Below are 25652 nucleotides of genomic sequence, written 5' to 3'. Positions count from 1 at the left end.
GAATCCCTCTAATTCTACGATTACCTGTTTGTATTGCGTTTCCTGGGGTTATTTTCATGTTCAAGTCATCAGCGGCCGTCGCCGCTTGTGTTTTATCGCTTTTTGCCGTCGGTAACGCCCATGCCGATGGCTGGTTTTCCGGCGACTGGTATTTGAAGCTCGGCGGTTCGGGTTTTTCTGCGCCGAAATATCAGGGCGACAACAAGAACGAATTCGGCTTTTCGCCCATCATTTCTCTCGGCCGTCAGGGTCAGGGCGCGCGTTTCACCTCGCGCAACGACAGCGCCTCGATCTCGCTGCTGGACAATGGCCCGATCAGCATGGGTCTTGCGGGAAAGCTGGTGTCTCCGCGTGACCAGAAGGATTCGGCCGATCTGAAAGGCATGACCCGCATCAAGCGCGGCGGCGAGCTTGGCGGTTTCGCCGAGGCTTATCCCACCGACTGGCTGCGTATTCGCGGCGAAGCCCGTCAGGGCATCCGCAGCCATAGCGGCGTGGTCGCCGACCTCTCTGCCGACGTCTTCACCGATATCGCCCCCGGTATCCAGATTTCCGCCGGCCCGCGCGCCACATGGGTCAGCAGCAAATACAATGAACGCTATTACGGCGTAAGCGCCGCGCAGACAGCGGCCGGCGCGCCATCGCCCTACAGCCCCGGCGGCGGCCTGCATTCCGCCGGCGTCGGCGCCGCCATCACCTGGAAGGTCACGGAAGCCGCTGAAGTTGGTTCCTTCGCCGAATATCGCCGCCTGACGGGCGATGCCGCCGACAGCTCGCTGGTGCGTGAGCGCGGCTCCAAGAACCAGTTCGTCGTCGGCGTCCAGGCAAGCTACAAATTCGGCTTCACGCTGCCCTGAGGCGAGGCGAATATGCCCACCACAAGCCCCGCCGCGAAAGCGTTGCGGGGCTTTTTTGTGTCTACGGCCAAGTGCTGAAATCGATTCCGATTCGCCTGCCGATGCTGTAGAACCATTCCCATGGTTCACCACAGCGATTTGTCAGACCGCGTCTCCGACGCACCATCCAACAACTGGGTCTATCGGATTTTGCCGAGACCCCTCTGGCCCTATGCGCAGCTGGCAAGATGGGACCGTCCCATCGGCTGGCAATTGCTGATGTGGCCATGTTTCTGGTCCGCAGCACTCGCGGCCAATGCCGCGGTAGCAAGCGGCGGTTTTTCCTGGGGCACGCTGATCTGGCATCTGGCGCTGTTTTTCATCGGATCGGTGGCGATGCGCGGCGCGGGCTGCACCTATAACGATCTTGCGGACCACAAGATCGACATGGCCGTTGCGCGCACTCGCTCGCGGCCGCTGCCATCTGGTCGCGTGAGCAGGGCGCAGGCGAAGGTCTTCATCGTGTTGCAGGCGCTCGCCGGACTCGTGGTGCTGTTGCAGTTCAACGGATTTGCGATTGCCACCGGCATATTCTCGCTGGTCTTCGTGGCAATCTATCCCTTCGCCAAGCGCTTCACCAACTGGCCGCAATTTTTTCTCGGCCTTGCCTTTTCCTGGGGTGCGCTGATGGGCTGGGCCGGGCAGTTCGGGTCCATCGCCTGGCCTGCTGTCCTGCTTTATGTCGGCTCCATCGCCTGGACGATCGGTTATGATACAATCTACGCCCATCAGGACAAGGAAGACGACACGGCAGTGGGCATCGGTTCAACTGCGCTGCTGTTTGGAGACAACACACATCGCTGGCTGGTTTTTCTTTATGGCACAGCCCTTGTCATGATCGCCCTGTCCTTCTGGGGAGCGGGCGTTAACCTGATCGCCTATAGCGGCCTTGCCGCCGCCGCCATCATGCTTTTCCGGCAGGTCTGGGTGCTCGATATCGACGACGTGGCGCAATGCCTTGTGCTGTTTAAATCCAACAACCGCGTCGGCGTGCTGATTTTCGCCGGTCTCATTCTGCCGCTTCTGTTGGCGTGAGGTTGTTGAAAGGTAGATGCAAAAAAGCCCGGCCGCGATATCCGCGCCGGGCTTTTTATTGTTTTGTCTGAAGATTATCAGCTGCGAGCGATGATTTCCTTGCCCTCGATCTTCATGCTCATGCCGAGAGAACCGGTGGAGCGGCGCACGAGGAAGCGCGGGCGACGATCCGCGAAATAGGAGTGCCGGCGACGGGGGCGGCTGTTCTTGGTGCGCACCTTGCCGAGATGTTCTTCCAGCGGACGGGCGACGCCATCGGCCTCCACCATCAGCATCGGAATGCGGTAGGCCTCGGACCAGCTGCGCCAGTCGGCGGCGATGTCGCAAAGATCATGGGCGACGAGAAGCGGAACGCAAAGTTCCGGATCGTCGTGGTGAAGCTCCAGCGTCACCGTCACCTGTCCATCACCATGGTCGATGGCGCGGGCGGCAACGCCCTTGAAAGCGCGGGCTGGCAGGGCGAAGGACAAAGGCAGGCCGGAAGAGGACAGGACCTTTCGCAGAACGGCGCCCCGTTCATCGAGCGTGACGGCAACATCGGTTGCGCCATTGCCCCTGCCATAGGTGACCTGTTGCGGAAAACGTGCCGGGTCGAGTCTGAGTGTGGCGACGGCCCAGTCGGGCTTCAGAACGGTCTTGGTCATGTTTATTCTACCCTTGTTTTACCTGAGAGCCGGTTTCCGGTCTTCTCATCGGGACTTTTCGTCCTCTGATGTCAGGAGAATATCCGCCGCATGTTCGAGACTGCTTAAAAATCGCGGTTAAGAAAACTTTGCATTCCCAAATGGTTAGCAAAACCCACCGTGGCATGGTTTCGCTGAGGTAAAGCCGATTGAGACAATGCGATTTTTCTCAGTCCCGAAACTGTGCTCTTTCAAGCTCCGGGCAAGGCGCGTCATGCACAGTCGCGCCAAGGCCTGCCGTGCGTCCGGATGGAGGTGTGGTGGGCGAATTCAAAACCGGAGCCGGCCGTATCCAGCGTGATGCGCGGTGCTCCAGGGGGCATTCGCATGGTATCGACTTTTCTGAGCTACGACCTCATCAACCGCGATATGAAGGCAAGCATTTCACGCGTGTCGCAGCAGGGGATCGTCGAGCGGCAGACGAAATATTACAAGGAAAACATCGGCAATGTAAAAAGCGTCGACGAGTTCCTCAATAACTACCAGCTCTATTCCTATGCCATGGATGCCTTCGGTCTCGGCGAGATGACCTACGCCAAGGCCTTCATGAAGAAGGTGCTGGAAAGCGACCTGAACGACCAGAACAGCTTTGCCAACAAGCTGACCGATGAACGTTATCGCGAATTTGCCGCATCCTTCAACTTCACGCAGTCCACCACCACGGTGCAGACGGAGGCGCAGCTCGACAAGATGATCGGGCTTTACGACACCTCGATCACCAACCTCGATGATAGCCTGTCCGAAGAAACCCGTTATTATAAGGCGATCATCGGAACGGTCACGAACGTGGACCAGCTGCTTCAGAACGATAGAACCCGCGCCTACATCTTCGAGGTCTTCAGCGTTGATGAGAAGACCTACAGCTATTCCCACATCAAGGGATTGATGACGAGCGATATCGATGACCCGAACAGCTATCTGAACCAGAAGTTCGGCGCGGCCTATTCCGCTGCCGTGGAAAAGCTTACGACCAAGGGCAATATCGAGTTGCATGGGGATGTGACGGATCGGATAAAGGCCATCGATACCGCGCTGGCTGATACCACGCTGACCGCCGAACAGCGAACCGCCCTTGAAACAGAGAAAACCACCCGGCAGGATCAGCTCACCCAGCTTGAAGCCGTGCTGCCGCCGAAGGACCAGTGGGCGGCGACCCTTGCCTCCATCACGGCGGAGCAGACCCAGCTCTCCAATACCGTCTCGCAATATAATACGATGGCGCAGATGGCCCAGGCTTTCGAATTTGCCAATGACGGTACCGTTGCGGCCGGCCAGGCGCAGACGGCCGACAACGTCAAGATCCTGACCCAGGCCTATGTCGGCAGTGCCCCGCGTGTGACCCCGACCGTTGCCACCCTGAACAGGGATTATTTCGAATCGAAGATCGGTTCGATCAAGACCGTCGATGAGTTAATGGCAGACCCGCGTCTGGTGAATTACATCAAGGTCGCATTCGACCTGAATGACTTGACCATAGTCAATGCGACGATCGAGAACATTTTGACCAGCGATCTCAGCGATCCGAACAACTATATCGCCAAGTTCGGCAATGGCGACAAACGTTACATCGCATTGCGCGAAGCGTTCAATTTCAAGGGGGATGGAACGCTGCCGGACGGTACGGCACCACAGACGACGACCCAGACCGTTACCACGACCAACGGGTACATGAACCATTATAACGACAAGGACGAAGCCGCTGACGAAAACGCTTTGAAGCTGTTCAAGAGCGATATTGCCAACGTCAAATCCGTTGCGGACTTCCTGGAAAGCAGCGCGGTTTACACCTATGCGCTCAAGGCGGTCGGCCTCGATCCGACGAAGGTGAATATTGCGGACGTTCGTAGAGCCTTGACCAGCGACCTGCTGGACAAGAAGAGCTACGTTTATGCGCTGAAAGACGACCGTTACGTCAAACTCGCGGAACTCTTCAACTTCAAGTCTGACGGATCGCCAGGCTCTCCGGTTCTTGCGCAGTCCGAACTTGAAATTCAGAGCATGTCGGTCGACTACATCAAGAAGAAATCAGCCTTCGGAACAGACCAGGAAAAGGAAGCCGCCAAGAAGGAGGCGGAATTTTTCCGTTCGGAGCTACAGAAGGTCAAGACGCTCAGCGATTTTCTGGGGAATGATCGCCTGACGAAATTCGCGATGGAATCGCTTGGCATCGACCCGACGAAGGTCACCAAGGACCAGCTGCAAAAAATGTTCACGTCCAATCTGGATGACAAGGACAGCTATCTCAACAAGGAGATGGACCCGGCTTTTCGCCGTCTCGTCACCGCGTTCAATTTCGATACGGACGGTAATATCCTGCGCGAGGATCGAAGCTCTATCCAGACGCGTCGCGGCCTCTACGAGACGCTGGACAATTATCTGACGCAGACGCTGGAGACGCAGGCAGGTGAAGAAAATGCGGGCGTGCGTCTGGCGCTCTATTTCAAGCGAATGGCGGCGGGAACAACGTCCTATTACTCCATTCTTGCCGACACCGCGATCCAGAACTTCATCACGACCACCTTTGGCATTCCCGATGAACTCGGCAATGCCGGGGTCGATACACAGGTGGCGATGATGAAGAAATATTTCGACATCGAGGACTTCCAGGACCCCGATAAGGTCAAGAAGCTGATCGCCCGTTTTACCATCATGTACGACGACAAGCAGAACACCACCAACCCGATCATGATGCTGTTCAACGGCAGCGGCTCGGTGGGCATCAGCGGCGACACGCTGCTGGCTGTCGCATCGCTGCGTGCGCGGTAGGCTGGAAAGCGAAGACGGACGATGGAAAGGCCGAGCTTACCCGGTTAAGGCGTCTCACACGCCCGCATTTGCGGACCCATTCACCAGCCCGGCAGCATGTGCCCGGCGCGCAGGCGCGGCATCTTCGGGTAGGTCTTCACATCGTTATCCAGCTCATCGGCGACGTTCATCGGAGAGATGTTGTCGAGGCAGGCGGTGATGTGGTCTGTAATGGCGTTCACCAGCGAGGGCGACAGGCCGGGCCGTTTCATCAGGCCGATCTGGACCGGCGGCAGCGGCGGGAAACCGTCCGAGGCGGTCAAAACCTTCATGCCGGTACGCAGCGCCGATTCCGGCAGCACGGAAACCGCCATGCCTGCCAGCACGGCGGCGGCAACCACGGTGGAAGACCAGCTGGTGAACAGCACCTGATAATCCCGCCCGTCGGCATCGAGCGCCGAGCAGGCAAGTTGGCGCCAGTGACAGTCCCGCCGGCCGACAGCCAGCGGCACTGGCGCATCATCCTTCAGCGGATGGTTCGCGGAGGTGACCCAGCAGAGCGGCTCGGTGCGCACGACATCGGAGGAGCGGGCGCGGGGATTGTGGGTGACGAGTGCTATATCCAGCTCGCCGCGCGCCATTTTTTCGGCAAGGCTCACCGAAGGTTCGCAGACGATGTAAAGCTCGACATTCGGATGCGTCTTGGCGAAACGCCCGATGATCTCTGGCATGTAGCGGTCGGCATAGTCGTCCGGGGTGCCGATGCGCAACGTGCCCTCTAGCCTGTTGTCATCGAAGGCCGCAATCGCCTCGTTGTTAAGGCGAATGATGCGGCGGGCATAATTCATCAGTTTCTCGCCCTCGGCCGTCAGGCGGTTGCCGCGCCCGTCCTTTGCAAAGAGCTGTTTGCCGATCCGCTCCTCAAGTCGCCGCATCTGCATGGATACGGCGGATTGCGTCTTGAAAACGCGCTCAGCGGCCTTGGTAAAGCTGCCGGTATCGACAATGGCGATGAAGGTGTGCAGCTGGTCTATGTCGAGAGGTGCGGACATTGATACTCATCCATCAGAATGATTGATGTCTCACATTAGAAACATTCGTTGGACTGATCAATAGTCTTGCGACATTTTGACACCCAGCAAATCAATCTCAACCCCGGGGCGGGCACATCGTCAGGCCCCCAACCCAAGGCAGCTTCCCGCGCACGGTGCGTCGGGAGCGGTGCCGCATCGTGCCGTTACGGAAGGATCATTGTTATGCGCACGGCAGAACGGAAAATGGAACTGGAATTCGCAACCGGCCAGCAGAGCGACACCCTGCGTCGCATCGCTTTCGGTGTTGCTTCCACCGTGAAAACGTTTGTGCAGCGCATCTACAATCGTATCGTCGCAAATGGTCTCACGGAGCTTGACGATCGCCTGCTCGCCGATATCGGGCTGGCGCGCTCGGATGTGACCAACGCGCTCAATACCGGCTTGCTCGAAGATCCGACCGCCCATCTGACCCGCGCCGCACGCACGCGCTCAGTCACGCGGTTCAAGACGCTCTAGGCTTGTGTTCGTGCAATTCCGGCGTACCTCCAGACGCCGGGATTGCTTGCGAACCGATAAGGTTTTCCCCGCAGGGTGATTTGCCAATAACCCTGCCTTTGCCCGGTGTCAGGCCCCTCGGCCGCACCGGGTTTTTTTATGGCAACGCCTTGCCTGTCTTGCGCATTGTCCGGACGTAAAGCCGCTGCGCAGTTTCAGCGAAATGTTTTAATACTGATATTCATCGAATACTGGCAGCACCGATCCACCCCAGCGGCCGTTATAGAGCGCAAGCAGGTCTTCGGCGAGCGTGGTCTTCTTGGCGAGAACCTCGTCCAGCGAGGACAGGAACACGGTTTCGTCCTGGCCTTCGCCGTTCAGCCGGTTGCGGTTCTTGAGGCCGGTGCGGGAAATGTCGAGCACCTCGCGGGCGAAACCGAGAAGCGGCTTGCCAGCGATCTCCGCCGCCAGCCCCTTGGCCGGCACGGTATTGCGAAGGGCGATGACCTCATCGAAACTCCAGCCGGCTGTCAGCGCATCGGCTGCGTCAAGCGCTTCCTGATTATAGAGAAGGCCGACCCAGAAAGCGGGCAGGGCACAGATGCGTCTCCATGGGCCGCCATCGGCACCACGCATTTCCAGAAAGCGCTTCAGGCGCACATCGGGGAACAGCGTGGAGAGATGGTTCGTCCAGTCACCCATGGTCGGTTCCCATTCGGCGATTTCACCCTTCAGAGCCCCATTCATGAACTGGCGGAAGGTGACATGGGTGCAATCGTGATACTTGCCGTCGCGCACGATGAAATACATCGGCACATCCAGCGCCCATTCGACATAATCCTTGAAGCCGAAATCGTCATTGAGGGTGAAGGGCAGTACGCCGGAGCGGCGATTGTCGGTATCGCGCCAGATATCGCCGCGCCAGGAAAGCAGGCCGTTCGGCTTGCCTTCGGTAAAGGGCGAGGAAGCAAACAATGCGGTTGCCAGCGACTGGAGCTTCATGGAAACGCGCATCTTCTGGCGCATATCCGCTTCGGAAGAGAAGTCGAGGTTAACCTGAATGGTGCAGGTACGGTACATCATGTCGAGACCCTTGGTCCCGACCTTCGGCATGTAGCGCGTCATGATCGCGTAGCGCGATTTCGGCATGCGCGGTGTTTCGTCATAGCTCCACAGCGGGCTGCCGCCAATGCCGAGAAAACGGATGCCCATCGGCTCCGCCACTTCGCGCAGGGTCGCCAGATGCTGGTTGGATTCCTTGCAGGTCTGATGCAGGTTCTCGAGCGGCGCACCTGACAGTTCGAACTGGCCGCCCGGCTCGATGGAAATGGCGCCCATGCCGTGCTGTTCGCCAAGTCCGATGATGTTTTCACCATCCATGATCGGCTCCCAGCCGAGCTTTTCCTGCATGCCCTTCAGCAGAGCGGAAATGCTGGCCTCGCCGAAATAGGGAACCGGCCGGTTGCCCTCGCGGAAAAAGGCGAATTTCTCGTGCTCGGTGCCAATGCGGAAGTCGGCTTCAGCTCTGCAACCGCCGGCCAGATAATCTGTAAGCTCCGTGACGGAGGAGAGGGGTGTCTGGTCGGTCGTATCGCGTGCCATGGCTTACCTTGTTATGACGTCTCTGTTGCGGCGAGGCATATGTGTGGCAGATAGAGCCGGATCGTATCCGGAGGCAAATGAATTTCTTTTAAAGATGCATGAAGCGCAATGGTTCAGCGCATGTCGCGTAAAACTGTGCAGCGGTTTTGCGATAAAGACATGTCCCAGATAGGTCAATTCCAGTCGCCAATCGATGCCTGAATGACCGCAAGGGCTGCGACCGCAGCCGTATCGGCCCTGAGGATACGCGGCCCGAGCGGGATGGGGGTGACGAAGGTAAGGCTGCGCAGCAGCTCTCTTTCCTCTTCGGAAAACCCGCCTTCCGGGCCGACCAGAAGAGCGATTTTGCGTTCCTTGATGGATTGCAGGACAGGCAGCGGATTTTGGCCCGCATCGCCCTCGTCGCAATAGATGATCCGTCGATCCTGGGGCCAGGTCTCGAGCATGTCTTTCAGTTTCACCGGCTCGGCCACGTCAGGCAACGACAGGATGCCGCATTGCTCGGCGGCCTCGATGGCATTGGCGCGCAGCTTTTCGGTATTGTGGATCTTGCCCTGCACATGCTGGGTCATCACCGGCTGCAAAAGACCGGCCCCCATCTCGACCGCCTTCTGCACCAGATAATCCATGCGTCCGACTTTCAGCGGCGCAAACAGGTAGTGCAGATCCGATGCCTGCGGCTGGGGCCGTGTCTGTTCCAGAGGGACGAGGGTGATCTTCTTGCGGCTCGGAAAGGAGAGCCTCGCCTTCCATTCCCCGTCGCGACCGTTGAACAGCAGGATTTCCGCGCCATCGGTCATGCGCAGCACATTGGCGAGATAATTGAACTGTTCGGTCGTTGCTTCCTGCGCCGCGCCCGCAACAAGCGGGGTTTCGACGAACAGGCGTTGCATCCGGAAATTTGCGCGCATGGGACTTTTGGGTTTCAGCGTCAGAGAAAGAGGAAGGACATAAGCCAATATAACAGTGCTGCAAGCGTAGCACTTGCGGGAACGGTCACCAGCCAGGCGGCGATGATGGTCATGAAGTGGGATCGCCGGACGAGATAACGGCGGCGTATCTCGGAAGGATTGTCCAGATATCGATCGGCCCGGCGGATTTGACTGGTGCCGGCCTGGACGAGTTCCTGCCGCCGTCGAGACGCCTGCGTGTACCATTCGCGGAAGAAGCCGACGCCGAACACGGCGCCGATCGCCGTATGGGTGGTGCTGACCGGCAGGCCGAAGCGTGAGGCGACGAGAACCGTCAGCGCCGTAGCCACGGAAACGCAGAAAGCGCGCATCGGGTTGAGCTTGGTGATCTGTTCACCGACAAGGCGGATGAGGCGCGGGCCATAGAGAAGAATACCGCAGGAAAGCCCGAATGCGCCGACCAGCATCACCCAGAGCGGCGCGCGGGCGGACGTCTCCACTGCCTCGTCGTGCAGTGCCCGCACGATTGCCACCACCGGGCCGATGGCGTTCGAAACGTCATTTGCCCCATGCGCGAAGGACATGAGGCCAGCCGCAAGAACGAGCGGCCACTGGAACAGGGTTCGAAGCGACTGGTTGCGGTTTTCCAATCCCACCGATTGTTTGCGGATGATCGGCACGCACAGCCGCCAGGCGACGAGGCCGGTCAAAAGCCCGATGCCGCTTGCATGGCCAAGCGAGACATGCACGATCTGCCTCAGCCCCACCCAGATGAGATAAGCGGTGAAGACCCCGGTCATGATGCCGATCAGAACAGGAACCCAACGCTTCGCGGCGTCGATCTTGTCCTCCCGGTAGATGATGAATTCCTTGATGAAGGCAAGGAGGGCGATGGCGATGGCCGCGCTTATAAAGGGCGCTAGAACCCAGGCAAAGGCGATGCTGCCAAGCGACAGCCAGTCGACTGCCCGGATGCCATAGGCCGCCATTCCAGCCCCCGCAACGCCGCCAACCACCGTGTGGGTGGTGGAAATCGGCGCTTTCGTCCAGGTCGAGATATTGACGAGAAGACCGGCGGCGAGAAGGGCCGACAACATAGCCCAGGAAAACACGGTGCGGTCGGGAATGGTCTGGATGTTGATGATGCCGCTGGAAATGGTCTCGACGACGTTGCCGCCGGTGATCAAGGCACCCGCGATCTCGCAGATGGCGGCGATGATGAGTGCCGCTGCAAGCGGCATCGCCTTGGCGCCGACCGCCGGGCCGACATTGTTTGTCACATCGTTCGCGCCGATGTTGATTGCCATATAGGCGCCGATGGCAACGGCTGCGATGATGATGACGGCGCCCGCCGTGCCCGTGACGAAGGCGCCCGCAAATATCGCCGCCAGAACAACAAACATCACCCCCGCACCAAGGCCGGCAAGCTGCTGCGTGACATGCAGCGTCGCCTCTTCGACACGGGTGATCTTCTCGAGATCCTTGTCGAGCGTCGGCTTCATGTTCGGTGGCGGCTTTATTGCCATTCAGACCTCGTTCGCCAGCATTCCCATTCGTCCGGCAATGTCGCGGGCTGAAGGCAATTTACAGAAAGACTGTTACATCTCGCACATCTTTCCAAAATGAAAGACAGTAAAAGCCATGTTGGAAAAACAAACTGCAGATTGCCACTATTCGGGTGTGGACGCTATTTCGAAAGCGCCATCCGCTTGTCGAAAGTGAGCATGAGCGCTTTCAGTTCCGGCTCGTTAACCCGTTTGGCGGCCTCTTCGGGAGTGACCCATTCAAGCCGTCTGGAATCCTTCTCGGGAAAGCTGTCCTGCAGCTCCGCCACTTCGAGCAGATGTACCTGAACCTTGCACAGCACATTGATGCCGCTGTTCAGCTTTTTCTCATACTCATAAAAGCCGAAGGGGGCCTTATCCACCCTGCCTTTGACACCGGCTTCCTCGTAGGCTTCCTGTTCGGCAACGGCATGCGCCTTCTTGTTGGCCATGGGCCAGCCTTTGGGAATGACCCAGCGCCCCGTATCCCTGCTTGTCAGCAACAGGACTTCCGGCTCATGATGTTTTTTGGACGATCGATAGCACAGCGCTGCATATTGCTGTCGCGGCGGTCTGCGCAACATCAAGCCTACATCTGTCGCCAATCGATTCAAAATCTTCAATCCGTGTGGATCCTTCTTCGCCTGTTAGTCGTAACTGCTAATATAGATATCCTTTATGTCCCGCCAATCCCCTCTCACGCATAACCCACGATTGTCTTCATGCCGTTGAAGATCGTAGGCAGCAGGGGATGTGGCAGGGGTGCGAACGAAGGCTTTGCCCGGTACGTAACCGTCAGCGACCGATCGCGGGAATACTGCATTTTTTCTGTTTTACGCTATTCAGAACGCAAAACCGCTATGAATTATTGCCGGAACTGCGTTGGCCAGTGTGCAATCCCCAATTCTGGAGACCTTCGATCACACCGTCAGCTTCGGTCGCGCGCGAGAGGAAAAAACGGCTGTCATTGTTCGCCAGCGAAAGAAGCTCCGGTAAGGCATTGCCAACGATCACACCGCGAATACCATTCAACTCGAACATCGCCTGATCATTGCCAGTATCGCCCGCAACCACTGATTCGTCGAGACCAATGTGCAGTTGTCCACATAACCACGCCAATGCCGCACCCTTGTCTGCGGCCTTGGGCAATATGTCGAGGTCGCGGTTGCTGGAATAGACGATCCGCGCATCGATATCCGCCGCAACGAGCGTGTCTTCGATATCACTGAGCGTCTTCTCATCCGCACCATGCAGGAACCAGCTGGATTTGAGGCCATGCTGATACCGTTCCGCCTGCATGGTCACACCCGGCAGACCGGCCATAACATCGGCGATCTTTTGCCGGTCGAAACCCGTACCGAGCGAATGCGTATAAGCGCTTTCAAGCTCGCCCCGCTCTCTTGCGTGCAGCATGGTGCCGACCCCGCCGATAATGTAGTCAGGCCTCGGCAAAGGGACGTCTTCCAAAAGGGCGAGCTGGTCATCGACCAGCCTGCCGCTGTTGAAGACCAGAACCGGGCGAAGATCGTCCGGCAGCGAATGCCAGAAATCGCGGAACCGGCGCGTAGCGGCGTTATCGCCGACGACGGTTCCGTCGAGATCGGTGGAAAACAGGCGAAGCGGTTTCAATCGCCGTCGTTCCATGGCTCTGCCCAATCAGATTCTTCCAGAACCGGCATCAGCGGCCTGCCTTCCACCAGCGCCAGCAATTGCTGCGCGATTCCCGTCCAGGTGAACAGGCTACGCGCCTTGTGCGCCCCCATGCGGGAAAGCCGCCCATACAGCCGCTCGTGCTTGAACGGCTTCATCATGGTAATGCCAAGGTCTTCCTTATCGAAAGGATCGGCAAACAGCGCGTGGCGGCCGTAGCTGACGGCGCGGAACAGCCCGCCGTGGATGGTTACCACGGTCGGAGTTCCGCTCGCCATCGCCTCGATTGCGGTCATGCCGAATGGCTCGTAACGGCTCGACAGAACGAAAAGATCGGCTGCCCGGTAGATATCAGGCAAATCCTCGTCCTCGACATAGCCGGAAAACGCCACCTTGTCCTCCAGCCCGAGCGATTTGACCCGCTCTTTCAGCTGATTGAGAATGGTGGTTTCCTGCTCGTCCATATTCTCGCCGCCGACGGCCAGATGAAGGCGGGCTTCCGGTTCGCGCGCCGCAAGAACCGAGAAGCCGTCGATCAAAAGGTCGTAACCCTTGTTGGTGGCAAGGCGTCCAAGCGCCAGCACCACCTTGCCCTCGAAACCGAAACGCTGCCGGATCATTTGCCGCGTTGCATCCGAGACGGGGAAGAATCGGTTGTCGTCATAACCCGGCGGGATCATGTGGATGTGCTTGCGCTTCAGACCGTAATCTTCGATCAGGACGTCGAGTTGCACCGGCGTCGTCGCAATCACCATGTCGCAACTGCGATAGATGATGAGTTCGTGCTGGATACGTTCCTTGAAATTGAACTCAAGTTCGAAGGTATCGGCCTTTTCCGGGTAATCGGTTTCCATCTGGCGTTTTTTCCAGAGGCCGAGCGAATGCGGCGTGTGCAGATGCGGGACTTTCAGCGCCTCGGAAAGCCGCTGCCCGGCAACGCCCGCATCCCAGTAGTGGCTGTTGATGAAAGAGTAGTTGAGGTTGTTTTTCTTGATGAAGCGCAACGCGTTTTCGCACCATTCCATCAGGTGCCGGTGCAGATATTCCTTGGGAATGAAATCGCGCCCGCCGCAGGGAATGCGCACCACACGCACGCGCTCGTCAACCTCGTCGAATTCCGGCTGGTCTTCGAAGCGGCGGGTATAGAGATCAACGGTGTAACCGAGCTGGCCGAGTTTGCGTGCAAGCTCAAGCACATAAACCACTTGTCCCCCGGTGTCCGCTGCGCCGAGTGGCGGGTGCGCGGCGACATAGCCATGCGTCGATATGAGAGCTATCCTTGGATAGCGTTCAGTTTCGCTCGTGGTCGTCATGGGTCCCATCTTGGTAAATTTTTCCAATTAACCCCAGAAAAAGACCAAAGAGGACAAAAGGTTCCATAAAATCTGAAGAAAAGCGATGCCGCATTTCGTCTGAAGCTGTTTTCAGGCGTTGCGCTGCTGTTGTCGCAGGCGTGAAATCCGGTCCCATTCCCTTGCCTGATGCGCCTTTGATGTGGTGTCCACGATGAAATCGATATGGGTTTCCGCCGCAGCCCTTGCCCCTGCCGCATTACCGCCCGCAATCGCCTCGTGGATGGCGATATGCTGTCTCAGCACCTCGTCATGCGCACCTGCGACACTGAATATGAGATGGCGGTTATAGAAGATGTCGTCGCTCAGGAGCCTGTAGCAGGACCGCAATGTGTGCATCAGCACGATATTATGTGCCGCCTCGCCGATGGCGTTGTGAAATTCCACATCGCTTGCAAGTTCTTCTTCGAAGCGGCCAGCCTCATGGGCCTCCCGCATTTTTTCGACGATAGCCGCAAGGTTGCGCCTGTCCGGCTCCGTCGCCCGCTGTGCCGCAAGTTCGGCGGTCATGCCTTCGATATATCGGCGATACTCCAGAAAATCCCGCGTTGCGCGGCTGTGGCGTGTGATCAGCGCGCTCAAGGGATCGGAAAAGACCGGACCGACAATATCGGCCACGTAAGTCCCACCGCCGTGCCGGCTGGTGAGAAGGCCGCGCGTTTCGAGTTCTTTCAGCGCTTCCCGCAGGATTGGCCGCGAGACATCGAGCTTCTGCGCCAGTTCACGCTCGCCGGGCAGCCGGTCGCCATCCCGCAATATGCCGTCGAGGATCAGCTCCTCGAAACGTAAGATCACCTCCTGCGATGTGCGGCTATGCTCTATTCGGGCGAACAGTGTTTCGTCCATCGCAACATTCTCCGGCGAAGTCCCGCCCCGTATTCGATGGGGCAAATTATCAGCGAAGCATCGCACTGGTCAAATATTCTGTCCAGTTCTGCCCTAAGCTCTGCGCCATGCCTGCGGCAACACGGCACCTGCCTTTTTAAACTGGCTTTTGTTAAAGCACCCGCACAGGGTGGTGATGGCGGGTTTTCTCCGTCAGGTGCATCAAAACAATTACATCTGCTTCGATTGCGGTGTCGTCATCGCGATGGATGTTCTAGAAAACCGGCGAAACAGGCGGGGACGATATCGCAATGGCCAAGGGTAGATTTGCTTTCGCAAGCGCGCCGGAAAGATCGCTGGCTCTCGGCGAGGTTCATGCGCGGCCGACCGTGCTTCTTGCGCCGTCGCGCATCATCGTCCAGCTTGCCTTCATGATGGATGGCGGTTCTGCCGTGCATCACTCGGTCATTGCGGAGATGTCGCGCAGCCGGGGTGTCGCGCCGCCGGAACGCGATGCCCGCCACCATGCCATGCCCTGGGGGCAGGGCACGCTGCGCTGGGAGCGGCATACCGAATTCTCGACATGGTTCTGGGATGGCCCCGCGCCGGAAAAATTCGGCGGCGATATTGTCGGCGACCCGTTCGGCGACGGTTTTTCACCACCCGGCTCCCTGATATCAGGCATACGGCTGGAAATCCGTCCAGAAGGCGCAACGGCCCCCAACGCGGAGACCATGTTCGAGCCGACGAGCCTCTGTTACAGCGACGTGCGCGACGGGCAGGCGGCGATCCTCACCGATTTCCGTCAGGATCGCGACGGGTTGACGCAGATATTGGTGATCGACCGTGGCTTGAGCGATTACAGCCGCGGTGGGCTGGTGCAGCGGCTGCTGGATATCGAGACCTATCGCACGCTCGCCATGCTCGGACTGCCGATGGCGCAGACGCTGTCGCCGGAAATCCGTCGCATCGAAGATGGCCTGACGGGAATCACCCAGCGCATGAAAAACGGCGCGCGCGACGAGGCCGATGCGCTGCTGGCGGAGATGACCCGGCTTGCGGCGGAACTGGAAGCCAATGCCGCGCTCAGCCTCTATCGTTTTGGCGCCAGCCGCGCCTATGACGGCATCGTGCGTGAACGTATTCGCGCGCTTGCGGAAACCCCGGTTCAGGGGCACGAGACCATGGGCAGCTTTCTGGAAAGGCGTCTGGCGCCCGCCATGCGCACCTGCCAGTCGGTCGAGGAGCGGCAGGCCAACCTGTCGCGCAAGCTCTATCGCGCCACGGCACTCGTCAGAAGCTGGATCGACGTGGAACTGGAACGGCAGAACACGGTGCTTCTGAACACCATGAACAAGCGCGCCGCCATGCAGCTTCGCCTGCAGCAGACGGTGGAAGGCCTGTCGGTCGCCGCCATCTCCTATTACGTCGTCGGATTGATCGGTTATCTCACCAAGGCGATCAGCCACGACGTGCTGCCGGTTGATCCCGCCGTGGTCACCGGTCTTTCCGTTCCCTTTGCCGTGCTCGGCGTCTGGTGGGTGGTGCGCCGCATTCGCCGCTCCCATGTCGAGGGCGGGCACTGAATACCGGCGTCAATCATGCTCCCAATAGGGTGAGGGGCCGTAAAGTCCGGCGAGATAGTCGATGAACAGCCGCACCTTCGCGGGCAGGAACTGCCGGCTTGGATAGACCGCCGACAGCGTGACGTTTCGCGATCCCTCATAGCTGGGTAGAACCTGCACCAGCCGGCCGGCGCGCAATTCGTGGCCGATATCCCAGGTGGAGCGCAACGCAATTCCCAGTCCCGATATCACCGCCTCGCGGATCACTTCGCTGGAATTGGTGACCAGCATGCCTTCCGGGCGGATGCTGAGCGCCCCGCCAGGTCCTTCCAGTCGCCAGATATCGTTGTTGTGGGCCGGCAGGCAGCGGTGCTTCTTAAGGTCCTCGATCGCAGCCGGCATGCCGTGGGCAGTGACATATTCCGCCGAGGCGCATAGCACGCGGCGCACCGGCGCCAGCCGGCGGGCGACGAGGCTTGAGGAATTGAGATCGGCGATGCGGATCGCCAGATCGTAACCGCCTTCGATGATATCGATGAATTCGTCGCTGAGCACCAGATTGACCGACAGGTCCGGGTGGCGCTCCATGAACGTCTTCAGATGCGGCGCAATATGCATGCGACCGAAGGAGGTGGGAGCTGAGATTTTCAGCGTGCCGTTGACGGTGTTGGCGCGCCCAGACACGAAATCCTCGGCATCCTCCAGCCCTTCCAACACGGCAAGTACCCGTTCGTAAAAGCCCTGGCCCGCTTCGGTCAGTGAGATTTGCCTTGTCGTGCGCTGGAACAGCCGTGCGCCGAGCTTTTCTTCCAGCCGCTTGATGCGCTTGGAAATAACAGCGGGCGAATAACCAAGCTCCTTGGCGGCAAGCGACATGCTGCCGGAGGCGGCAACGGTTGCGAAGACCTCCAGATCGCCCAGATTTGTCACAGTTGCCTCCCGACTATTTCCAGAACGGAAAAAATCCTTAGCATTTGATTGCGCTCCTTCAAAGTGGTAAAGAAACAATACCACTTGGCAAGACGTGCATGGAGGAGGGGGCGGTGACGCAGCCGATCAAGTTTCTGGAGCCGCGTGCGGCGGTTTTATCGAGCCGTGACCGCATCATATCCGATCTGAAGGATATCCTGGCCGAGGACTGTCTCGTGCACGAGCCGCGTGAGCTCGTGCCTTTCGAGACCGACGCTTTCGTCTCCTACCGCCGCCTGCCGCTGGCCGTCGCCTTGCCGAAAACCACCGAAGAGGTCGCAGCGGTGCTGAAATATTGTCACCGTTACGGCATTCCTGTCGTTCCGCGCGGCGCGGGCACCTCGCTTTCCGGCGGCGCCATTCCGCAGGAAGATGCGGTGGTGATCGGCCTTTCGAAGATGTCCGCGATCCTCGAACTCGATTTTTACAATCGCACGGCAATGGTACAGGCGGGCGTCACCAATCTCTCCATTTCCGGTGCGGCCGGTGCGGAAGGCTTCTTTTATGCGCCGGACCCAAGCTCCCAGCTTGCCTGCACCATCGGCGGCAATGTCGGCATGAATTCCGGCGGTGCGCACTGCCTGAAATACGGTGTCACCACCAATAATCTGCTCGGCGTAAAAATGGTGCTTGTCGATGGCACGGTGCTGGAGCTGGGCGGCAAGCATCTTGACGCCGCCGGTTACGATCTTCTCGCCCTCGTTTGTGGTTCGGAAGGCCAGCTCGGCATCGTCACCGAGGCGACGGTGCGGCTGATTGCCAAGCCGGAGGGCGCGCGCCCGGTGCTGTTTGGTTTCGAAACCTCCGAAGAAGCTGGCTCCTGCGTGGCCGACATCATCGGCGCGGGCATCATTCCTGTCGCCATCGAATTCATGGACAAGCCGGCAATCGAGATTTGCGAAGCCTTCGCCAAGGCCGGATATCCGCTGGATGTCGGCGCGCTGCTGATCGTCGAGGTCGAAGGCTCGGAGGCGGAAATGGACGCCATGCTGGCCGATATTGTCGCCATTGCGAAAAAACACGGCGTGAAGACGGTCAGGGAATGCCAGTCGGCCATGGAGGCCGCGGCGATCTGGAAGGGCCGGAAATCCGCTTTCGGCGCAACGGGCCGCATCGCGGACTATATCTGCATGGATGGCACGGTGCCGCTTTCCCAGCTTTCCTATGTGCTGAAAAAAACAAGCGAAATCACCGACCGCCTCGGCCTTCGCGTCGCTAATGTCTTTCATGCGGGCGATGGCAACATGCATCCGCTGATCCTGTTCAACGCCAACGATCCGCAAGACGCCGCCCGGGCCGAAGAGGCGGGCAATGAAATCCTGAAGCTCTGCGTCGATGCGGGCGGTTGCCTCACCGGCGAACACGGTGTCGGCATCGAAAAACGCGACCTGATGCGGCACCAATATGCCGAGGCTGATCTTGCCCAGCAGATGGCGGTTCGCGCTGCTTTTGACGAGGGTTGGTTGATGAACCCTTCCAAGGTGTTCCCGCTGGAGGGGAGGGGATGATGTACTTTAGCTTTGTAGCCTTGGTGGGTGCGGCTCACCCCTCCGTGCCCGGCAGGGCAGAGGAGGGTATCTCTTGCTCGGAGCGCACCCCATGCTGACCCCTTATGCAGAAACCCAGGTCGCCGACATCATCCGCGACCACACGACCCGAAAAACCCCGCTGAAAATCATCGGCGGCAACACCCGCTCTGGTTTCGGCAATGCTGTCGAGGCAGATGAAACGCTTTCCTCCCGCGCAATGTCTGGCATCATCGCCTACAACCCTGCCGAAATGGTCATGACGGTCAAAGCAGGCACGCCGCTCGCCACCGTCGAGGCCGCCCTTGCCGAAAACCGGCAGATGATGGCCTTCGAGCCGATGGACCACCGCCCGATCATGGGAACCACAGGCGAGCCGACCATCGGCGGCGTCTTTGCTGCCAATGTTTCCGGCCCGCGCCGTTATGTGGCTGGTGCGGCGCGTGACAGCCTGCTCGGCATCCGTTTCGTCAATGGAAAGGCGGAAGTCATCAAGGCGGGTGGCCGGGTGATGAAGAATGTCACCGGGCTAGATCTCTCGAAGCTTCTGGCGGGTTCACACGGCACGCTCGGTTTTCTCACGGAAGTAACTTTCCGCGTGTTGCCGAAACCGCCAGCGGAAAAAACCGTGGTTGTCTGCGGTCTGGACGACGAGGCCGCGACGCGGATCATGGCGGCGGCGATGGCGATGAGCGTCGAGGTTTCCGGTGCGGCCCATCTGCCGGAAAGCGTTCGCTCCCATTTCATCGCAGGCGCGCTGCCGGAAGGTCCGGCGACAATCCTGCGGTTGGAAGGGCTCGGGGCTTCCGTCGAGGCGCGCGCGGCGAAACTCCTTTCCGTCATGGATCGGGTTGGCCCATGGGCGCTGCTGGAAGGCGAGGAGAGTGCTGTTTTATGGCGGCAGGTGCGGAATGTCGCGCCCTATGCCGGGCAAGATGCCAAACCGCTCTGGAAAGTCTCGGTCGCGCCGAGCGAAGGCCACAGGCTGGTTGCTGCCTTGCGCATGGAAGCGGGCATCGATGCCTTTTATGACTGGCAGGGTGGTCTCATCTGGATGCAGATGGAGGCGGACCCCGAAGCGGAATTGCTGCGCGGTGCCATCCGCGCGCTCGGCGGCGGGCACGCCACCTTGATGCGGGCGAGCGACGCGGTGCGCGCCACCGTGCCGGCATTCGAACCGCGCCCGGCGGCGGAGGCCATATTGTCTGCGCGCATCAGGGAAAAGCTCGATCCGGCGGGCATCTTCAATCCTGGCAAGATGGGAAGGGCCGTCTGAACCATGCAAACATCCTTCACGCCCGAGCAACTGGCTGATCCGCAAGTGGCGGAATCCGAAAAAATCCTGCGCAAATGTGTGCATTGCGGCTTCTGCACCGCCACCTGTCCCACCTATGTCACGCTTGGCAATGAGCTGGACAGTCCGCGCGGCCGCATTTACCTCATCAAGGACATGCTGGAAAATAGCCGCCCGGCGGACCGCGAAGTCGTCACCCATATCGACCGCTGCCTGTCCTGCCTTGCCTGCACCACCACCTGTCCGTCCGGCGTCGATTACATGCATCTGGTCGATCACGCCCGCGCCCATATCGAAAAAACCTATAAACGTCCCTTCATGGACCGCCTGACCCGCAATCTTCTGGCTGCAGTTCTGCCTTATCCCGGTCCCTTCCGGCTGGCCTTGCATCTGGCACGGATCACGCGACCCTTCGCCGGTGTGCTCGCGAAGTTTCCCGCGCTGAAACCGCTGCAATCCATGCTCGCTCTCGCCCCGGCTTCCGTGCCCGCCGTTTCAGCTTCTGCCCGTCCGGGTGAACGGTCAGCCGAAGGCGAAAAGCGTGGACGTGTCGCCATTCTTACCGGCTGCGCCCAGCCGGTGCTTGACCCTGGTATCAACGAGGCGACGCTGCGTCTTCTGGCGCGGCTTGGCGTGGAGGTTGTCGTGCCGAAGGGAGAAGGCTGCTGCGGATCGCTGGTGCATCATATGGGGCGCGAGGCTGAGGCGCTCGCCGCCGCCCGCCGCAATGTCGATGTATGGATGCGTGAAATGGAAAATGGCGGCCTCGATGCCGTCATCATCACCGCATCCGGCTGCGGCACGACCATCAAGGACTACGGCCATATGCTGCGGCTTGATCCGGCCTATGCGGACAAAGCCGCACGGGTATCGGCACTCGCGAAGGACATCACCGAATATCTTGCCACGCTCGACCTGCCGCAAAAGGAACGCCAGGGCCTGACGGTTGCCTATCATTCGGCCTGCTCCATGCAGCATGGCCAGAAGATCACCATGGCACCGAAGCAATTGCTGAAAGCGGCTGGTTTTACCGTCCGCGATCCAGCGGAAGGGCACCTCTGCTGCGGGTCGGCCGGAACCTACAACATCATGCAGCCGGAGATCTCAGGAAAGCTGAAGGCGCGCAAGGTGAGGAACATCGAGGCCACACGCGCGGATGTCATTGCCACCGGCAATATCGGCTGCATCACGCAGATCGCGACTGGCACGGAAATGCCGATCCTGCACACGGTCGAGCTGCTGGACTGGGCTTATGGCGGACCGAAACCCGCGAGGCTTTTGGCTTAGAGCGCCGTTCGCTTGTAAGGGCCATGGGACCCGACACAAGGTTCGGGCCGGTGCGTCGTTCGCTCTGCTCATCCTGTGACAAGCACAGGAGTGGGGTTTGAGGGTAGCTTGGCACCCTGTCGGAAAGCGCCCTCTATTTCCATCCCAGCTTTAGAACTTGTAGGCCACGCCGAAGTTCACCGCATTGGTCATGATATCGGTTTTCAGCTTGCCGCCATTGTCGATATCCACGTCGATAAAGGAGTAGGTGCCTTTATATTCCACGAAGGTCGACCAGTTGTCGGTTATGCGGTAGCTAAGGCCGGCCTGCGCCTGCAGGGTTGCGCCACCGAACTGGTATTCGAAGGTTTTGCCGGAAGCCCGGGTAACCTCCACATGCGGCACGTTGATGCCAACGCCCGCGCCCACGTAAGGCGTCAGGCGCCAGGTCTCCAGCGGGAAACGATAGAGCGCGTTCAGCGTCAAAAGGTTCAGGCCGTCGGTGAACTCGAAATGCGACCAGCCGGAACGCGCCAGCGTCTGGTCGTCGGCATAGACCTTGTCATGGGTGTAATCGAGCGAGATGCCGAGATTGTTGAGCTGGCCTTCCTCGAACCAGTAGGTGCCGCGCACCCCCCAATAGGCAGGGCTCGAAAATGACTTGCCTTCCCACCCCGCCCGGAAGTCCGTTCCGTCCGAAACCGTGACATCGCTGTGCGGGGCGCTTTGCCAGCCGCCGTAACCGGAAAATTCAAATTCCCCCGCGATTGCGGAAGAGAAGGAAACGCCGCTGAGCAGCAGGGCGCAAAGAATGGAAACGTGGCGCAGCATGGGGAGAATCCAGTTTGGTGTTGAGGACACACCAAACCGCTTTTTAGTAACATTTAAATGACAGAAACGAAAAACGGGCGGTCAGTTGACCACCCGTTTCAAGGCCGTTCCATCATCCCCCTGAGAGAGGTCCGGCGCCTGGCGTCCCCCGCCAAGTCTCCTTCAATCAATCTAGTAGCGATTGTACCGCTGCGGGGCATCAATTCAAGCGCGATCTGCCGTGGTGTCGGCTGCAAGTCCGCGTATTAGCGGCACCGTTGCCGTCATATCACAATGACTGTTGTTCCGACGTTCACACGCTCGTAAAGATCGGTGACATCCTCGTTGCGCATGCGGATGCAGCCTGAGGAATTGTTGCTGCCGATCGTCCAGGGCTGGTTGGTACCGTGGATGCGGTAAAGCGTGGAGCCGAGATACATGGCGCGCGCGCCCATCGGATTGGCAGGGCCGCCTTCCATGAAAGCCGGAAGGTAGTGTCCCTTCGTCGCTTCGCGGCTGATCATTTCTTTCGGTGGCGTCCAGCTCGGCCATTCCGCCTTGCGCGTCACCTTGTGCGTTCCGGCCCATTCGAAACCGGGCTTGCCGACGCCGACGCCATAACGGCGGGCCTTGCCATCCGCCATGACGAGATAGAGGAAGCGGTTCGGCGTATCGATGACGATGGTGCCGGGCTTCTGGGTGGTCTGGTAGCTCACGATCTGGGGCAGGAATTGCGGGGCGATCTGCGTGCGCACCGGCGCATTCGGGCGAACGGCGGCGTTCTGTACCCGGGCCGGGCGCTGCGAGGTGACGCCGGAGCTTGGGCGCTGTGGCATGGTGGCCTGGCGCTGTTGGAAGAAAGGCTGGCGGGCTGCTGGCGCGCGCGGGTAAACCACGGGCCGCACATTGCCGCCACCAAGCTGCGTTACCCAGGGGGCGGAAAGGTCTGGACTGACGACGACAGGCGGGCGCTCCCGGTAACGCTCACCGGCTGCGGCGGCCGGGGCGGCGAAGGTGGAAACGAGGCTCAGCGCCAGAAAAACGGACTTCATCGTCATCGGGTGGACTCTCTCTGCGGTATGTCGCAACAATAGCAATTGCGGGATCATTCGCCCGCCTTGCCGGCTACGTTCGCACCTTGACGCCAGCGAATCGTAAATGGCTGTTCATTAAAAAGCGCTTGATTAGAAAAAGCTGGATTTAAGGTTAGCGACCCGTTTTGAAACGTGGTGAATGAGTGGTAAGTGCGCGCATCACGCCGGTCACGGGCGGGAGCGAAAAAGGGTGGTTGCGGGATGAACGAGGCGGGACTTGAAACGGGCGCGGATGGCCGCGTGCGGTGTTTCTGGCAGCAGGGACTTGAGGATTACAGCCGCTACCATGACGGAGAATGGGGTTATCCCGTCACCGACGATCGCCGCCTGTTCGAGAAGATATGTCTCGAGGGCTTCCAGTCCGGGCTCTCTTGGCTGACGGTGTTGCGCAAGCGCGAGGCTTTCCGTCTTGCCTTTGCCAATTTCGAATTCGAAAAAGTGGCGCAGTTCGGTGAAGCCGACATTGAGCGCTGTGTTGCGGACAAGGGCATCATCCGCCATCGAGGCAAGATCGTGTCGACCATCAACAATGCCCGTCGCGCCATAGCGCTCCGGGACGAATTCGGTTCGCTTGCCCATTATTTCTGGGGGTTCGAGCCTTCCGCCGCAGAAAGGCCGCAAAGGCTGGACTATGCGACGTTAAGGGCCAACCCCACCAGCGACGCGTCCATTCGTCTTTCCAGGGATTTGAAAAAGCGCGGCTGGACCTTCGTCGGCCCGACGACCGTCTATGCATTCATGCAGGCCATGGGTATGGTCAACGATCATATCGAAGGCTGTCATTGCCGTGAGCCGATCGAGGCCATGCGGCGGGAGTTTGTACGTCCATGAAAGCAAAGTCCCTTCTTCTGGCTTTTGCCATGGCCGTGGCGGCCGTACCGCATCCATCCCTTGCGGAAAGCCGCAACGTCGACGGCATCTGGCTGGACGACGGCGAAAGGCTCAAGGAAGTTGCCCTGCCGCCCACAGGGCCGTTGAAACTAGATGGCTGGACACGGCGCGGCCGTGGCGATGTCTACCGCCTGAAGGTCAAGGCCGGGCAGACGATGAAGGTCGAGCTTACCTCTTCCAGCGAATTCGTCCTGATGGCGATCTTTGATTTTTCGACGCCGGATCAGGACGCGATCTTTTTCAGCGACTCCGAAGGTAAAATCGCCACTTTGACGCCGAAGGCGGATACCGAATGGCTGATCCGCCCGACGCTTATCCTGGGATCACCGCGTCGCGGGCTCGGCGCGCATTATATCCTGACGGTCAGCACTCAGAAATAACGGCCCGCCGCACCTTCAGGCCGTTTGCGTCAGCGCGATCAGGCCGAAGCTCAAGATTCCAAGCAGCACGAGCGAGAGGCTGGCGGCGACGATGACCTTGCCCCCGGCATGGCGAAGGCTGCGAATGTCGACCGACAGTCCAAGTGCCGCCATCGACATGATGGTGAGGATGTTGGAGAGCGAGGCGAGGGGGCCTAGCAGAACATCGGGAATAAGGCCGAAGGAACGGGCCATGATCATCAGCACGAAGCAGATGATGAACCACGGAACCATCTGCTGCAACTTCAGCCGGCCCTTGCCGGACTGGCCGTGGATGACGGAGAGGGCAGCAATGACCGGCCCCAGCATCAGGACGCGTATGAGCTTGACGATTGTCCCGGTCTGCACCGCAACGGCGCCGAGCGGGGCGGTGGCTGCTAGCACCTGCGGTACGGCATAGACCGTCAGGCCCGCGAAGATGCCATATTGGGTGGCATCAAGACCGAGAAGCTGCGGCAGAAACGGCATCAGCAGAACGGCGGCGACACCGAGAACGGCTGTAAAAGCAATCGATGCGGCGACATCTTCTGGCTTAGCGCCAATGGCCGGCGCTGCCGCCGCAATGGCCGAATTGCCGCAGATGGAATTGCCGCAGGCGATAAGGGTTGCGAGTTTGGGTGGCAGCCCTAGCATCCGCCCGGCGGCATAGCTGAAGATCAGCGAAAGGGCGACGATGACAGCGATGCCGCCGATCAGCAAACCGCCGGCGCCTTTTAGAATGGCAAGGCTCAAGGATGCGCCAAGAAGCGCCACCGCAATCTCGAGCAGGGTCTTGGCACTGAACTTGATGCCGGCCGAAGCAACCGCTGGCAGCGACACGAGCGAACGCAAAAGCGTACCGATCAGAATAGCCAGCACCAGATCGCCGAGCCATGCATGTCCGGCAAGCCGCACCTGAAAGCGTTCCGCCAGAATGGCAGCGCAACTGACCGCCGCGCAAAGCAAAATGCCCGGCAGAAGCGGGGTCAGCGAACGAAAAGAAGACTGGAAGGGATGAGTGAGGGTGCGATGCTGTGCCATGGCCAGACAATGCCGGAATGGCCTGT

Annotated in this window: 23 protein-coding genes; 10 read left to right on the top strand and 13 right to left on the bottom strand. The window is 59.4% G+C overall.

Translation table 11 applies throughout. The features are described from left to right. Nucleotides 1-56 precede the first annotated feature (56 nt). Together FB593_RS06270 and ubiA are read left to right on the top strand one after the other, a co-directional pair. Nucleotides 57-857 carry a MipA/OmpV family protein gene (locus FB593_RS06270; protein WP_145166395.1) on the top strand — a complete coding sequence of 267 codons (801 nt, stop codon included), beginning with the start codon at nucleotides 57-59 and terminating at the stop codon, nucleotides 855-857. A 120-nt stretch (nucleotides 858-977) separates the two neighbouring features. Further along, nucleotides 978-1931: a 4-hydroxybenzoate octaprenyltransferase gene (ubiA, locus tag FB593_RS06265; RefSeq protein WP_003515201.1), complete on the top strand. Its 954-nt coding sequence runs from the start codon at nucleotides 978-980 to the stop codon at nucleotides 1929-1931. A 77-nt stretch (nucleotides 1932-2008) separates the two neighbouring features. On the opposite strand, the gene FB593_RS06260 is transcribed toward ubiA, so the two are convergent. Next, nucleotides 2009-2575, bottom strand: a complete 567-nt coding sequence (locus FB593_RS06260) for a DUF6101 family protein (protein ID WP_003515202.1) — start codon at nucleotides 2573-2575, stop codon at nucleotides 2009-2011. 366 nt (nucleotides 2576-2941) lie between these two features. Here FB593_RS06260 and FB593_RS06255 point away from each other — a divergent pair, with 366 nt between their 5' ends. After that, nucleotides 2942-5380 (top strand): DUF1217 domain-containing protein, encoded by a 2439-nt coding sequence (locus FB593_RS06255; RefSeq protein WP_026330621.1) that lies wholly within the window; start codon nucleotides 2942-2944, stop codon nucleotides 5378-5380. Between the two features lie 80 nt (nucleotides 5381-5460). Here the strand turns inward: FB593_RS06255 and FB593_RS06250 are convergent, their stop codons facing one another. Beyond that, the gene (locus tag FB593_RS06250; protein ID WP_003515204.1) at nucleotides 5461-6411 is read right to left on the bottom strand and encodes a LysR substrate-binding domain-containing protein; all 951 of its coding nucleotides are present in this window, start codon (nucleotides 6409-6411) and stop codon (nucleotides 5461-5463) included. Between the two features lie 204 nt (nucleotides 6412-6615). On the opposite strand from FB593_RS06250, the gene FB593_RS06245 reads away from it, so the two are divergent. Beyond that, a complete protein-coding gene (locus tag FB593_RS06245) occupies nucleotides 6616-6909 on the top strand; it encodes a DUF1127 domain-containing protein (protein ID WP_003515205.1) in 294 nt (97 codons plus the stop codon). 207 nt (nucleotides 6910-7116) lie between these two features. Here FB593_RS06245 and FB593_RS06240 read toward each other — a convergent pair whose 3' ends face one another. From FB593_RS06240 to FB593_RS06210, 7 genes are all read right to left on the bottom strand, one after another. Next, complete coding sequence (locus FB593_RS06240) at nucleotides 7117-8490, bottom strand: glutamate--cysteine ligase (protein ID WP_065661338.1); 1374 nt, start codon at nucleotides 8488-8490, stop codon at nucleotides 7117-7119. A 173-nt stretch (nucleotides 8491-8663) separates the two neighbouring features. Beyond that, entirely contained in the window at nucleotides 8664-9401 is a 738-nt protein-coding gene (locus FB593_RS06235) for a 16S rRNA (uracil(1498)-N(3))-methyltransferase (RefSeq protein ID WP_162690617.1), read from the bottom strand. 20 nt (nucleotides 9402-9421) lie between these two features. Further along, nucleotides 9422-10927: an inorganic phosphate transporter gene (locus tag FB593_RS06230; RefSeq protein WP_025592560.1), complete on the bottom strand. Its 1506-nt coding sequence runs from the start codon at nucleotides 10925-10927 to the stop codon at nucleotides 9422-9424. 161 nt (nucleotides 10928-11088) lie between these two features. Next, on the bottom strand, nucleotides 11089-11529 hold the full coding sequence (locus tag FB593_RS06225; protein ID WP_013635535.1) for an NUDIX hydrolase: 441 nt from the start codon (nucleotides 11527-11529) through the stop codon (nucleotides 11089-11091). Between the two features lie 274 nt (nucleotides 11530-11803). Next, on the bottom strand, nucleotides 11804-12574 hold the full coding sequence (locus FB593_RS06220) for an HAD-IIB family hydrolase (RefSeq protein ID WP_145166394.1): 771 nt from the start codon (nucleotides 12572-12574) through the stop codon (nucleotides 11804-11806). Further along, on the bottom strand, nucleotides 12571-13917 hold the full coding sequence (locus tag FB593_RS06215; RefSeq protein ID WP_004432251.1) for a glycosyltransferase family 4 protein: 1347 nt from the start codon (nucleotides 13915-13917) through the stop codon (nucleotides 12571-12573). The genes FB593_RS06220 and FB593_RS06215 overlap by 4 nt, the downstream gene beginning before the upstream one ends. A 102-nt stretch (nucleotides 13918-14019) precedes the next feature. Further along, the gene (locus FB593_RS06210; protein ID WP_004432249.1) at nucleotides 14020-14793 is read right to left on the bottom strand and encodes a FadR/GntR family transcriptional regulator; all 774 of its coding nucleotides are present in this window, start codon (nucleotides 14791-14793) and stop codon (nucleotides 14020-14022) included. A gap of 290 nt (nucleotides 14794-15083) precedes the next feature. Between FB593_RS06210 and FB593_RS06205 the strand changes: the two genes are divergently transcribed. After that, nucleotides 15084-16358: a DUF3422 family protein gene (locus FB593_RS06205; RefSeq protein WP_145166393.1), complete on the top strand. Its 1275-nt coding sequence runs from the start codon at nucleotides 15084-15086 to the stop codon at nucleotides 16356-16358. 9 nt (nucleotides 16359-16367) lie between these two features. On the opposite strand, the gene FB593_RS06200 is transcribed toward FB593_RS06205, so the two are convergent. Continuing rightward, nucleotides 16368-17267 (bottom strand): LysR family transcriptional regulator, encoded by a 900-nt coding sequence (locus FB593_RS06200; RefSeq protein ID WP_112154738.1) that lies wholly within the window; start codon nucleotides 17265-17267, stop codon nucleotides 16368-16370. A 98-nt stretch (nucleotides 17268-17365) separates the two neighbouring features. On the opposite strand from FB593_RS06200, the gene FB593_RS06195 reads away from it, so the two are divergent. The 3 genes from FB593_RS06195 to glcF all read left to right on the top strand — a co-directional run bounded on the left by FB593_RS06195 (nucleotide 17366) and on the right by glcF (nucleotide 21413). Next, a complete protein-coding gene (locus FB593_RS06195; RefSeq protein WP_236771116.1) occupies nucleotides 17366-18814 on the top strand; it encodes an FAD-linked oxidase C-terminal domain-containing protein in 1449 nt (482 codons plus the stop codon). 91 nt (nucleotides 18815-18905) lie between these two features. Next, nucleotides 18906-20108 (top strand): glycolate oxidase subunit GlcE, encoded by a 1203-nt coding sequence (glcE, locus tag FB593_RS06190; RefSeq protein ID WP_141193561.1) that lies wholly within the window; start codon nucleotides 18906-18908, stop codon nucleotides 20106-20108. A gap of 3 nt (nucleotides 20109-20111) precedes the next feature. Beyond that, nucleotides 20112-21413, top strand: coding sequence for a glycolate oxidase subunit GlcF (glcF, locus tag FB593_RS06185; RefSeq protein WP_145166392.1), 1302 nt, complete (start codon nucleotides 20112-20114; stop codon nucleotides 21411-21413). Between the two features lie 150 nt (nucleotides 21414-21563). Here the strand turns inward: glcF and FB593_RS06180 are convergent, their stop codons facing one another. Both FB593_RS06180 and FB593_RS06175 read right to left on the bottom strand, forming a co-directional pair. Further along, a complete protein-coding gene (locus FB593_RS06180) occupies nucleotides 21564-22223 on the bottom strand; it encodes an outer membrane beta-barrel protein (RefSeq protein ID WP_013635541.1) in 660 nt (219 codons plus the stop codon). Between the two features lie 263 nt (nucleotides 22224-22486). Beyond that, a complete protein-coding gene (locus FB593_RS06175; RefSeq protein WP_065658316.1) occupies nucleotides 22487-23260 on the bottom strand; it encodes a L,D-transpeptidase in 774 nt (257 codons plus the stop codon). A 237-nt stretch (nucleotides 23261-23497) separates the two neighbouring features. On the opposite strand from FB593_RS06175, the gene FB593_RS06170 reads away from it, so the two are divergent. Beyond that, nucleotides 23498-24127, top strand: a complete 630-nt coding sequence (locus tag FB593_RS06170; protein WP_004432231.1) for a DNA-3-methyladenine glycosylase I — start codon at nucleotides 23498-23500, stop codon at nucleotides 24125-24127. After that, nucleotides 24124-24567 (top strand): hypothetical protein, encoded by a 444-nt coding sequence (locus FB593_RS06165; protein ID WP_013635544.1) that lies wholly within the window; start codon nucleotides 24124-24126, stop codon nucleotides 24565-24567. The genes FB593_RS06170 and FB593_RS06165 overlap by 4 nt, the downstream gene beginning before the upstream one ends. A gap of 15 nt (nucleotides 24568-24582) precedes the next feature. On the opposite strand, the gene FB593_RS06160 is transcribed toward FB593_RS06165, so the two are convergent. Continuing rightward, a complete protein-coding gene (locus FB593_RS06160; protein WP_065688317.1) occupies nucleotides 24583-25626 on the bottom strand; it encodes a YeiH family protein in 1044 nt (347 codons plus the stop codon). Nucleotides 25627-25652: the final 26 nt, after the last annotated feature.

The sequence above is a fragment of the Rhizobium sp. SJZ105 genome (genome assembly GCF_007828365.1).
Taxonomy (GTDB): domain Bacteria; phylum Pseudomonadota; class Alphaproteobacteria; order Rhizobiales; family Rhizobiaceae; genus Agrobacterium; species Agrobacterium tumefaciens.
This window is presented reverse-complemented; position numbering and strand designations above follow the sequence as displayed.